Below are 12,514 nucleotides of genomic sequence, written 5' to 3'. Positions count from 1 at the left end.
GACAAATGGGTCCACCCCAGTCGGGCTGTCCCGCTTCCCTCCGGCGCAAGTCTGTTAACCCGCTCGTTACTATAACTTAACCGTTTTCTTACAACCAATTAATAAATCCCTAAAGGTTCTAAAATAAAATATGCGTGTAATTGCCCGCTTCGGGCAAAAAACCGCCGGCCGGAAAGGAGGTTTGCCGGGAGACTGCACAGGCCGGCAGATACCCGCAAACAACAAAAATTTATATGGGTGGTGAAACAATGTTTACTTCCAGGAAACGTTCCGGATTGTTATCGCTTTTAATACTTATAGCGTTTATTTTCAGCCTGGCCGCGCCGGGCGTCAACGCCTTTGCCGATAGCAGCGACAAGGTTTTTGACGTTGTTGAAATCACGGACTTTCACGGCTACCTGGAAGACACCGGCGGCAACCCGGTGGCTGCGGTAATGGCCAATAACATTAAAGATGTTGTTAACGGCAACCCCGGCCGCACACTGATCGTTTCCGGCGGCGACAATTATCAGGGAACGGCTACCTCCAACCTGCTCAAAGGCGTCCCGGTAATGAATGTTTTCAATAATCTTGGAGTAGCGGTTTCCGAACTGGGCAACCATGAATTTGACTGGGGTCTAGATACAGTAACCAAAGATGTTACCCCCGGTGTTGCCAATTATCCAATCATTTGTTCCAACCTGTTTTATAAAGGTACCAAAAATCGCGTATTCGACCCTTATGAAATTTTTACTAAAGACGGCGTGAAAATTGCTGTTGTCGGCGCGATTACCGAGGACTTACCGGACATCGTGCTGGCGGACAATGTCAAGGATTATGACGTCGGCAGCATCGTCGACAATATCAGGCAGGCGGCACAAGATGCCCGGACCAACGGGGCGCAGATTGTAATCGCCCTGCTTCATGCCGGGGACAATTACGACAGCAAGACCGGGCCCGTCTTTGATGTCGCCAATCAACTGGGCGGTCCCGGCGGCCTTGTTGACACCGTACTGGGCGGACATACGCACGATCTGGTAAACACCACGGCGGCAAACGGCACGCCGGTGGCCATTGCCAACTGTTACGGCAAGGGCTTCATTGATTTGAAAATCACCAGGCATGACAACGGTACGCTTTCCTTCAACAGTTCCTATGTTCCAGACGATACAACCAGCACGGTTTTCCCTTACGGTTATAAAGCCCCATCCCCTGCAGTTGATCAAGCGGTAAGCGATATCGTCAGCAAGGCCAAAACCCAGGTCGGTCCAATTCTCAACCAGAAGTTGGGCACCGCCGATGTTGCGTTGACCAGGGCGCAGGCGGATTCTCCCTATGGCGAGTCCCTGGCCGGCGACTGGACCTGCGATGCAATGAATAAAGCGGCAGCCACCGATTTTGCATTTACAAACAACGGCGGGTTGCGCATTGACATTCCCCAGGGCGACATCACCATGGGCACTCTGTATGCCTTTATGCCCTTTGACAACACCATTACCACCGCCGGTATGACCGGCGCCCAAATCAAAACCCTGCTGGAACAGGCTGTTGGTGACGGCGGCAAGGGCATCCAGGTCGCCGGTTTGACGTTTACTTACGACCCCGCCAAACCAAGCGGCAGCAGGGTGGTGAGCATCAGCAAAACCGACGGCACCCCCGTCGATATGACCGATAACAGCAAAACGTACAAAGTCGCTACCAACAACTTCATGTCCGGCGGCGGTGACGGATTTGTCATCTACAAAACAGTGACATCTTTTGACACCAACATTTTGGTCAGGGATGCTCTGGCTCAAAATATACAGCAGAACGGACATGTTACCGCCCAATTACAGGGAAGGATTAAGAATGCTCAGAATTCCAACAGCCCAAATCTAAGTTATGTAGATGTTCTGGCGACGTCTGATCTGCATGGTCACATTTACCCCTATGACTATTATACCGGAACGGCGGCAGACTATGGTTTGGCCAAAGTGTCAACTTATGTCAATCAACAGCGGCTACTCGATCCGAACTTGATCCTGGTCGACAACGGGGATACCATTCAGGGTTCGCCGTTGGCCACTTATTATGCCACCATCGACAAAACATCCCCCAACCCGATGATAAAAACCATGGCTTACATGAAATATGACACCTGGACATTGGGCAACCATGAGTTCAATTACGGCCTGGACATGCTGAACAAGGTGGTTGATCAGGCCAAAACCGGCGGCATACATGTTCTATCAGCCAATACCTATAAAAGCGACGGCAGTAATTTTGTGGATCCCTACTACATCAAATCTGTTCCGGAATTAAACGGTGATGTGGTCAAGGTGGGCATCCTGGGTTTAACCACCAAATGCATTCCCGACTGGGAAAGCCCTGATAATTACCAAGGGCTGCATTTTAATGATCTGGTCGATGAGGCCCAAAAGTGGGTGCCGCAGGTAAAAGCAGCCGGAGCGGACATTGTGGTGGCGGTGATTCACAGCGGAGAGGAAGGCCCCGGTGACATAATTCCGGAAAACCAGATCAAGGCCGTGGCCCAAGGGGTGTCCGGCATCGACGCCATCGTGGCCGGTCATACGCACGCGAATATCCCGCAGGACACCTTCACCAACCCGTCAGGGAATACGGTGCTTGTTACCGAACCTTCAAGCTGGGGCAAATATGTATCGCAGTTGAAATTTGGTTTAAGCAAGGAAAACAACCGGTGGACTATAAAAAGCGAGTCCGCCAAAACTGTGGCCATGGATTCTTCCATCCCGGCGGATTCATACATTACGGATACGCTGGACAAGCCTGACGAGGATCAGACCATCCAATACCTGGGGACAGTTATCGGGCAGGCCACCGGACCGTTCAGCGGGGCCACCCAGACAGTGGAAGAAACAGCGATCATGGATTTGATCAACAAAGTGCAAAAGGATGCATCCGGGGCACAACTGTCCATCGCCGCCCCTTTGAGCTCTACGGCATTGATTCCCCGGGGTGACGTGACCATTAAAGACATCTCATCAGTTTATGTTTACGAGAACTACCTGTACAGCATTAAGATGACGGGGGCGCAATTGAAAAAATGGCTGGAGTTTTCGGCCCGTTATTACAAACAGGTGACAAGCCCCAACGACCCCACCGTCAAGGACGCGGTTTACAATATACCGGATTACAATCTGGACCAGTTATACGGCGCCAGTTATACCATCGATCTGACCGAACCGGCCGGCAGCCGCATCAAGAACCTCAAATACAACGGCCAACTGGTCAAGGATACCGATGAATTCACCGTGGCGATAAACAACTACCGTTACAACGGCGGCGGGGGATTTATGGCGGCCGCGGGGCTCACTCCCGGGCAAGGGGCCATATATGATTCAATGAAGACACTCGGCGACGCCGGGCAGGTAAGGAACCTGTTAATCAAGTATGTCCAGGACAACAAAACGGTTTCACCGGTGACCGAACAATACTGGTCTATTGCCAAGGTGCCCGTGACCCAGGAAACCGGTTCCGGTAACAACGGCGGCAGCGGTGACAGCGGCGGCGGCAGCAGTGGCGGCGGCAGCAGTGGCGGCAGCGGCGGCAGCAGTGGCAGCAGTGGCGGCGGTACCGCCACACAGACGGCCAATCCCGGCACCGGATCAGCCACCCTTACCCCGGGCACAGGCGGCACCGTCAGCCTGGGCAGTGATGCCGTCATTTCCATCCCGGCCGGTGCACTGAACGGAACTTCCAACGTACAGGTCAGCATACAAAAAGTGACCAATGCCCTGGCGGTGCCTGCCGGCTTCAAACTGGCCGGCGGCATGTTCGAATTGAGCGTTGACGGCAAGAACAACTACAGCTTCAACAAGCCGGTCACCCTGACTTTCAGCTTCGACCCGGCCGCATTGTCCCCCGGCCAAAAACCGGCGGTATTTTATTACGATGAAGCATCCTCCAACTGGGTCAATCTCGGCGGTAATGTCTCCGGCAATACGATTACCGTAAACGTCGACCACTTCACCAAATTTGCCGTGCTGGCATCCACCACGGCAATAAAACAGCCGGCGCAACCGGCGGCAACATTGAAAGACATCAGCAACCACTGGGCGGAAAACAGCATTAAGAAACTGTTAGGCATGGGTGCTGTGTCAGGCTACCCGGACGGATCCTTCAAGCCGGACAAGCCGGTTAGCCGGGCGGAGTTCGTCACCATGCTGGTCAAGGCTTTCAAGCTTGAACCCAAGACGGGCAAAGTGTTCACCGATACGGCAAACCACTGGGCTAAAAACACCATTGCCACGGCGGCATCCTATGGAATAATCAGTGGTTATGATGAAAAGAACTTCGGGCCGGACGAACCGGTCACCCGTGAGCAGATGGCGGCCATGATCGGCAAAGCGGCAAAACTTGGCCCGGCCGCGGGAGAACTTGCCTTCACCGACCGCGCGGAAATCTCATCCTGGGCCAAAAACTCCGTGATTACAGCTGTCGGACAAGGGATTATGCATGGTTACCCGGACAAGACATTCAAACCCAAAGGGAAAACCACCCGGGCGGAAGCGGCGGCGGTGATCGTAAACGCGTTAAAAAAATAAGCGGGATACAACCGTAACTGCCCGTCGCTCGCGACCGCACCGCTAATTTACTGGCGTACCGGCAGTATAGCTAACGGCCGTGATCTTTCGAGCACAATCCACGGTGAAAAAGGCCGGACGACCACCGCCTTTTGGAGCGCCATCTTCAAACTAATATCTTCAACCAGGCCGGCAACCACTTGATGCAGTCAAGTGGTTGCCGGCCTGATGTAAAACCGGGCTGCTCCCGGGACGGCGGGCGGAACCGGAAGCAGCAGCCGGTACAAATCAGGAAACGAAACACGCTGCCAACAAATTGCTTGACTTACTCCCGGGAAGACTGTATATTGTGCTCAAGATAACAAGGACCGGCCGGCTGAAACCCTGCCGGCCATATTATACAAGGAACGGGTGAACGGCTGATAATTATTATGACCGGACAAAATGACAATCCCCGCCCGAGTGGCCTGACAACCGAACAAGCCAAAGAACTTCAAAAGAAATTCGGTAAAAACGAACTAACCCCGGGGCAAAAAGAAAACATCTATCATGAGATTTTAAAAGCCCTGTCCGAGCCTATGTTTTTGCTGCTGCTCGCGGCTGCCGTGATCTATTTTGCCCTGGGTGAGCCGCATGACGGCGCGATCATGCTCGTTTTCGTCCTTGGCATCATCAGTATCGATGTTATCCAGAAATGGAAAACGGACAAAACCTTGATGGCGCTAAAAGAGCTTTCCGCACCGCAGATCAAAGTTATACGCGACGGTGAAGAAAAAACAATAAACAGCCTGGATCTGGTCCCCGGCGATATCATGCTGATTGCCGAAGGCGTAAAAATTCCCGCTGATGGCAAAATAATCCGGGCAAATGACCTTTGCGTTGATGAATCCACCCTTACCGGCGAGGCTGAAGGTGTATGGAAGGCCGCTGCCGGGAGTGCCGGCCGGGAGACCGGGGATTACTGGCGTCGTGACTGCTGCTATGCCGGAACACTTGTCATCCAGGGCAGTGCGGCGGTAATGGTGGAAAAAACCGGCGCGGCAACTGAATATGGAAAAATCGGCACGCATATCGCAAATGCGCCGGAAAACCCGACCCCTCTGCAAAAGCAAACCGGCGCACTGGTAAAGTTTTCCGCGGGTATGGCTGCAGTTCTTTTCGCCCTGGTGGGTTGTATCACCTGGTTTAATATTCCCGGCCATATGTTTAAAGACCGGCTTGTTGAGAGCCTGCTGTCCGGCATCACCCTGGCCATGGCCATGATCCCGGAGGAATTTCCGGTTATTTTGACTGTTTTTCTTTCCATGGGCGCATGGCGTCTGGCAAAGAAGCATTCACTTGTACGCAAACTGCCGGCTGTGGAGACCCTTGGCGCAGTTTCTGTGCTCTGCGTGGACAAAACAGGTACAATCACCCTCAATCAAATGACAGTTCGTGAAACATGGGCGTTGGATGGCGATGAAAAGCGCCTGAGCGAAATTATGGGTATGGCATGTGAAATTGAAACTTATGACCCGATGGAAAAGGCTATGCTTGACCATTGTGAAAATATGAATATCACCAGAGAGCAGCTTTTTGCCGGCGAACTGGTGACGGAATACCCGTTTACTAATCAAGCAAAAATGATGGGACATGTCTGGAAGCGTGGCAGCAGCTTCATAATTGCCGCCAAAGGTTCGCCGGAACGCATCCTGAACATTTGCGAACTCACTCCGGAGGAACGAAAACGGGCGGAGGAGAAAGCCGTTGAAATGTCACAAAAGGGTCTGCGCGTAATCGCAGTGGGACAAATGAACACCGGCAACGCCAATGATGTTCCTCCCGCGCTGTCTGACTGCCGGTTGCAGTTGCGTGGTTTAATCGGACTGGCCGACCCGCCAAGAGAATCCGTCAGGGAAGACATCAAGCGCTGTACCGGGGCCGGCGTCCGGGTTGTGATGATCACGGGCGATAATGGCGTCACCGCCAGTTCTATTGCCAGGCAGGTCGGCATGCCAAACAGCGACAAAATAATTACGGGCGACGAGCTGGCAAGCATCCCGGATGAAGAACTCAGAGCGCGTGTCCGGGAGGTCAATATTTTTTCCCGCGTCGTACCGGAACACAAGATGCGTATCGTCAAGGCCTTCAAAGACATCGGCGAGGTGGTTGCCATGACGGGCGACGGGGTCAATGACGCCCCGGCACTCAAGTATGCGGATATCGGTATCGCCATGGGCAAGCGCGGCTCCGAGGTATCCCGGGAGGCAGCCGATTTAATATTGCTGGATGATAATTTTTCGACGATTGTGGATACAATCAAAGACGGCAGAAGAATTTACGACAATATCAAAAAAGCCGTGGGCTATGTTTTTTCCATCCATATTCCAATCGCCTGTGCTTCTTTGTTTGCACCGCTGCTTGGTATCAATCCGTCCGGTTTGATGCTTTTACCGGTACATATCGTACTGCTGGAACTTGTTATCGACCCGACATGCTCAATAGTGCTGGAACGCCAACCAGCCGAGCGGAGTATCATGGAACGTCCGCCGCGCAATCCAAATGAAAAGATATTAAATGCCAAAAGCCTCACTAAATTCCTGTTGCAGGGCATTGCAGTTTTTACGGCTTCATTTGGCACCTATTTGGCCGTTTTACAGGCCAATCCACAAGAAAATGCAGCTGTTGCCCGCACTATGGGTATCGCCATCATATTATTCTGCAACATTCTGCTCGTACAGGTCAACAGTTCACATACCGACTTTGCTGTCCAGTCAATGAAGCGGCTTGCCGGAGATTGGGTAATGTGGGTGGTCTCAGTAGGAACATTTGCCGGGCTGATTCTGATGATTTATACGCCGGCTTCCAGATTTCTGAAACTGGCGCCGTTGACAGGCCGCCAATTCCTGCTCGCCATTGTAATTGCCTTTGCCGCCGTGATGTGGTTTGAGCTTGTCAAACTCGCCACCCGTATCAAGGAGAAACGGAAAACATGAAAAAACCTTTCATTAAATTGCATTGTCCCCGGTTCAAAATAAAACGTGGGCCTGCAGGCCCACGAATAAAATTCTTGCTGATCGGGTGAACATGACGCTTAACTTCTAAACCATATGCGACAACGGTAGCGCTGGAAAAGCAACCATGCAAACGGTTTGGTTGCGGATGGTGTCGGAGGCGGGACTCGAACCCGCACGGTTTCCCACACGCCCCTCAAACGTGCGCGTCTGCCTGTTCCGCCACTCCGACACAACGTTACATTTACAATTATATGACTCATGCCGGCCGTTTGTCAAGGAAATAATATATCAAAGCCGGAAGGGCCGCGCGGAATTACGGATAGCTGCAATTCAAACCAGTGCTTGATGCGCTGAAAATCACCCGCTGGAAAGGATCAAGGAATTTATGTCCAACTCCATTTTACTCTACCGGCTGTTTGACGTAGCCGAGGAAATCAGCCTGGAACAGGTGGAACAGATCCTGTCCAGGCGCAGGCCGACTTCCCGCCTGCGCCTGGCCATCGCCCGTCCCCGGGCCGTCCACATACCCAATCCGCCGGTGACGGTGGAACTGGGGGATGAACAAGTCAGTCTCGCCGGGCGGAATTTTACCGTAAACTTCACCGGCAAAGTATATGATCTGGGGGTCATCAGCCTGCTCATGCAAGTTTCCCTGCCCCCGGAAACCGGCTATGACCAAATCCGCTCCCTGGCCATTTATCTCAATGATTCCGGCAGCTGCGCCGGGATCTTCCAGGACAGGCTGTGCCGGATACAAAAGGAATTGGCCGGCACCATGAAGCATCCCGGCGTCCAGGGATTTGAGGAAGACTACACCATCTTTTATTTTCAGGACTGGCAACCGGACTGGGACCCGGTACCCCTGCTGCTGGCCGAAGCACAACCGGTCAGCGAACAGGTGCGCCGGGAAACACTGCGTCATTCTTTCTCTTACGGCCCGGACGACCTGGCCATTATCACCTGGGCTTCGGCGCTGGTTTATGACGCCGCCGGAAGCTACGACATCCCGGACCTGCTCGAGTTTGCCGCCACCCAGTTGCTTGAGCTGCGCTACTACGACAGCCTGCTCAGTGATGAAATGGCCCGTATGTACGACGCCATCGAGGATGCCGAGACAGTTACCCGGTTCCGGCGTTTGAACCAGTACCGGCATATCATGAACCGGTTGATGGAACTGGTGGTGGATGTGAATGAAATTACCGAACGCATCCAGAATTCGCTCAAAGTGACCGAGGACGTGTTTTACGCCCGGGTCTACGGGGCGGCGCTGACCGTTTTCCGCACCCGGGCCTGGATGGAAAGCATCGAGCGAAAATTGTCCGTGGTACTGCAAAACTACACCATGCTCAGCAACCGGATGGTGAACCAGCAATCCACGGTATTGGAACTGGCCATTGTCGCCCTGTTTCTGCTGGAGATCCTGCTCAGCCTGCCCAACCTGCTGCGCTGAATCCGCTTACGGGAACCTGGCGACAATACCGGAAAACAGCCGGGCTTGTCTTGACGCCCGGCTGCTAAAAAAATATTTTTTTGGCACTGTCAATCGCCCGTGAAAAGTGCCGAGTGATCAAATAACCGGCAAAATTAACGGACGGCGCGCGCGGGAACGGCGGCCGGTCACAGAACGTGCCATTACGCGGCAAAGGCATTAAGGAGCATACCATGATGATGAGTCCTGATCTCTATAATTTTATGGCCTTTATGGGCGGCCTGAAAGACAAGACCGTGCCCGAGATCAGCCGCGCCTGCGCGGCCAAGATCCGCAACATGGAATTGTCCGGCCGGCCCGACCGGGAACTGACGGAACATCTTAAATCCATGATCCTGCTGATCCGCCACCTGCTCAAGCCGCCGGTGGCCAAAGACGAAAAGATAAGACAATTTTTGCTCGATTTTTTCACCCATGTCCAGGAACACGACCGGCGGGCCAAACAGGTGATCCAGGTGCTGCAAAAAATGGCGCCGCCCGCTTAACGGCCGGACCGTTTACTGCCGGAAACAGCCTGCCCACAGGCAAACCATTTTCCGGCGCAAGGCCGCAAACAAACCCCATTCCCGCCATGCCGCGCCCGCTTTCCCCGTCTCATCCACACCCCGCCCCCTGCCGGCGGGCATTATGCCGGCCTGTTCCCCGCTCCACCCGTAATGCGGCGCCCCGCCCGGCGGCGGGGCGGCTTACTTTAGTCATATTTATCCCGCCATCCTAATATATAGCTAATAAGAGACTTGTCCGGCGTGACGGCAGTGCCGGTTCGGGCCCGGCGACACGCCGTCAGGGACCGGACGCCGCCCCGGACCGGCGGCATCTCTTAAAGCGCCGCAACCGGACCGCACAGTCATGCCGCTGTGAAGGAGGGATTCAGCGTGCCAACTCCGCTCCCGCCGACTGCACCAACCAGGCCGGAAAACAATCTTCTGCCGGACGAACTTTTCCGGTGCGTGTTCAGCCGGCGGAGGATGGACGGTTCCGCCGCCCCCCTTGTGGCGGTAGCCGGAGCTTTTAATGCGGGGAAGTCGTCACTGGTCAACAGCCTGCTGGAAAGGGAAATTTCTCCGGTTGATGTGCTGCCGGCCACCCCCTGCCCGATTATTTTTCAATATGGGGCAAATTTTTGCGCCCGCCTGACCGTGGGCCGGCAGCAACGGGAACTGGCCACCGTCCGCGAGTTGTCCGTTTATCTGCGCCGCGCGGACCGGCGGGAGAAACTGCAGTTGGTTACCGTCACCCTGCCCCAGCCCTGGATGCAATTTTGCCGCCTGATGGACACACCGGGCACAGACAGCGCGGCCGGGGAAAACGGACTTTCACCGGAAGAAATCCCGTTTGAGGCCGGACAACAAAGCTACAGACCGCAAAACAACGCTGCGGGTAAAAGGGTTCCTTCTTTCTGGACGGCAGTCGCCCAAGCAGAATTAATCGTTTACCTCTTTCACCAGCGGGGCATGGATGAAAGCGACCGCCGCTTTCTGCAATGGCTGCAGCAAGAGCGCGGCCGCAAACGGGACATTTCCTTCTGGATCAACTGCAACCTGGGACGGCCGGACGGTACCGCACTCTCCGCCACCCGGAACGCTTTGGGGGAAATCTTCGGCCGGGAAATTCCGCTTTATTACCTGGACACCATGGACCGATCCGGCATCCGCCGGCTCAAACAATACCTGACGGTTGAACTGGCCGCCCGGGCACTGGAAGATCAGTGGGAGTCACTGAAACAGCTGGATCGCCTCATTCCCGGCCGCCTGAAAAAACTGCCCGGCATTTCCGGAGACGGAGATTTTCTGCTGCGCTTTTGGGAAATACACGCCGAAGCCGGGGAAATACTGGATGCCGTGCACAGCCGGGAAATACTGCCCGCCGCCCGGCACCAGGCACGCGAAGCATTGGACGCATACCGCCCGGCCGCCACCGGTGGCGGGTCGCCCGCAAAAGCCGGCGGGGAACTGAAAACGGTGAATCTGACCGGCATAAAGGAACGGTTGTTGAACTTGATCCGACGCCTGCTGGCCGATCCCGCCTTTAAAAATTCCGGCCGGGAACTGCGTGATCTACTGACCACAGTGGAGCGGGATGATTTTATGGTCACCGCCTGCGGCTCGTTTTCCTCGGGGAAAAGCACATTTTTCAACGCACTGCTTAAAGAGGCCCTACTGCCGGTGCAGGATAAGCCGACTACCGCCTGCATCACCCGGCTTCATTACGGGGAAGAAAAAACCGCCGTCTTGAACTACGACCCGCAAATTACGCTTCCTCTTTTCCGGCCGGAGGGGCAGGCATTTCAGCCCTGCCTTGAAGAGCTGCGCATCCTGCGGGAATGGCTGGCCGACCCCGCTTTTATCGCCGGTTTGACCGGAACAGAAATTTTGCGGGGGGAAAAATTCACCTGTACGGATCCTGTCTGCTTAAAGAAAGCACTGGCGGAAACAGCACATATTTTTGCTTCACGCTATCTGTCACCCGGGCGGGACGGCCCGGTCCCGGCGCTGGCCCGCCTTGTTTCCGCCAAACGGCTGGCAGCAGCGCCTTCCGCAGTGCGCCTGACCTTCCGCCACACCGGCCGGGAAACTTTCAGCCTGGTTGAACCGCCGGCCGCAAACCGGCTGCGGCAACTGCTATCCTCCGCACAGGCCTGCCGGCTGAAAACGGTGGACATATATTACCCGGCCGAACTGCTCAAACTGGCCACTTTCGTGGATACGCCGGGCATTGACTCGGTGCACGGACTGCACCGGCTAAAAAGTGCCGGCTGGCTGGAAAAGAGCGATCTCGGTCTGGTCTTTTTACACGGCCGGCATGTCCTGGCCGGAAAAACCCACCGGAAACTGCTGGATACCCTGGCCGGGCAATTGCAACATCTGGGGCATGGTGAAGCGGCCGATGGCGGCAGCCGTTTCTTCTTCCTGGTCAATTTTGCCGATACGTTGAACGGGGTGGAAAAGGAACGGGTGGTCAACCACGTACGGCGCCGGTTGGCCCCGGATACCCGTCCGGGCTCGGCACTGCCCTGGGCGCAGGTACACCTGCTCTCCGCCCGGGCCGCCCTGGAGGGGAACGACGACGGCGCCTTTCAGCGTTTCCTGCGTCATTTGGAACAGGCCATCCTGGCCCGCCGGGGTAAAGGCGTGCTGGCCGGCCGCGTGGCCCGGATGGAGCGTTTGCTGGACGAAAGGCTACCGGACGGTGGCGGGAAGAACAACCGGGAGCAATACCGCAAAGAGTTGCAGGAAATCAGACAGATGCTAACTATGCCGGGAGGTTATCGCCGATGGAAAACGCCCGCGCCCTGGAAGACCGTTTGAAAGGCATCATCCGGGAAATCAGCGGCCAAACCGGCCGGGAAATAAAAAAGGACCTGCTGGCCGGTTTGGCCCGGGATGTGACGACAATCGTACAGAACAACACGCGGCAGGAGCTGACCCGTACTTTGAACCTGCTCAAGGAAACACTGAAACAAATGTAACCCCGGCAAATCCGGGACCAATCACCTGACAGGAGGC

At 54.9% G+C, this 12,514-nt stretch carries 6 protein-coding genes and 1 tRNA gene; 6 read left to right on the top strand and 1 reads right to left on the bottom strand.

Going from position 1 to position 12,514, the window contains the following annotated elements; translation table 11 throughout:
- The first annotated feature begins 248 nt into the window (after positions 1–248).
- Together A6M21_RS11825 and A6M21_RS11820 are read left to right on the top strand one after the other, a co-directional pair.
- The gene (locus A6M21_RS11825) at positions 249–4,544 is read left to right on the top strand and encodes a 5'-nucleotidase C-terminal domain-containing protein (protein WP_161486054.1); all 4,296 of its coding nucleotides are present in this window, start codon (positions 249–251) and stop codon (positions 4,542–4,544) included.
- Between the two features lie 410 nt (positions 4,545–4,954).
- Positions 4,955–7,498, top strand: a complete 2,544-nt coding sequence (locus tag A6M21_RS11820; RefSeq protein ID WP_066669041.1) for a cation-translocating P-type ATPase — start codon at positions 4,955–4,957, stop codon at positions 7,496–7,498.
- A 167-nt stretch (positions 7,499–7,665) separates the two neighbouring features.
- On the opposite strand, the gene A6M21_RS11815 is transcribed toward A6M21_RS11820, so the two are convergent.
- A tRNA-Leu gene (locus tag A6M21_RS11815) sits at positions 7,666–7,748 on the bottom strand.
- Positions 7,749–7,904: 156 nt separating this feature from the next.
- Between A6M21_RS11815 and A6M21_RS11810 the strand changes: the two genes are divergently transcribed.
- The 4 genes from A6M21_RS11810 (at position 7,905) to A6M21_RS11795 (ending at position 12,477) form a co-directional block, all read left to right on the top strand.
- Positions 7,905–8,969 (top strand): hypothetical protein, encoded by a 1,065-nt coding sequence (locus tag A6M21_RS11810; RefSeq protein ID WP_066669039.1) that lies wholly within the window; start codon positions 7,905–7,907, stop codon positions 8,967–8,969.
- A 215-nt stretch (positions 8,970–9,184) separates the two neighbouring features.
- Positions 9,185–9,493 carry a hypothetical protein gene (locus A6M21_RS11805; RefSeq protein ID WP_151191917.1) on the top strand — a complete coding sequence of 103 codons (309 nt, stop codon included), beginning with the start codon at positions 9,185–9,187 and terminating at the stop codon, positions 9,491–9,493.
- 390 nt (positions 9,494–9,883) lie between these two features.
- Positions 9,884–12,316, top strand: a complete 2,433-nt coding sequence (locus tag A6M21_RS11800) for a dynamin family protein (protein WP_151191916.1) — start codon at positions 9,884–9,886, stop codon at positions 12,314–12,316.
- Complete coding sequence (locus tag A6M21_RS11795; protein ID WP_066669034.1) at positions 12,283–12,477, top strand: hypothetical protein; 195 nt, start codon at positions 12,283–12,285, stop codon at positions 12,475–12,477. The genes A6M21_RS11800 and A6M21_RS11795 overlap by 34 nt, the downstream gene beginning before the upstream one ends.
- Positions 12,478–12,514 lie beyond the last annotated feature (37 nt).

The sequence above is a fragment of the Desulfotomaculum copahuensis genome (genome assembly GCF_001655685.1).
Lineage (GTDB): Bacteria > Bacillota > Desulfotomaculia > Desulfotomaculales > Desulfovirgulaceae > Desulfotomaculum_G > Desulfotomaculum_G copahuensis.
This window is presented reverse-complemented; position numbering and strand designations above follow the sequence as displayed.

Excerpts from the sequence above, each read along its gene's own strand:
- A6M21_RS11825 (WP_161486054.1), top strand. The coding sequence starts at position 249 with ATGTTTACTTCCAGGAAACGTTCCGGATTGTTATCGCTTTTAATACTT.
- A6M21_RS11820 (WP_066669041.1), top strand. The coding sequence starts at position 4,955 with ATGACCGGACAAAATGACAATCCCCGCCCGAGTGGCCTGACAACCGAA.
- A6M21_RS11810 (WP_066669039.1), top strand. The coding sequence starts at position 7,905 with ATGTCCAACTCCATTTTACTCTACCGGCTGTTTGACGTAGCCGAGGAA.
- A6M21_RS11805 (WP_151191917.1), top strand. The coding sequence starts at position 9,185 with ATGATGAGTCCTGATCTCTATAATTTTATGGCCTTTATGGGCGGCCTG.
- A6M21_RS11795 (WP_066669034.1), top strand. The coding sequence starts at position 12,283 with ATGGAAAACGCCCGCGCCCTGGAAGACCGTTTGAAAGGCATCATCCGG.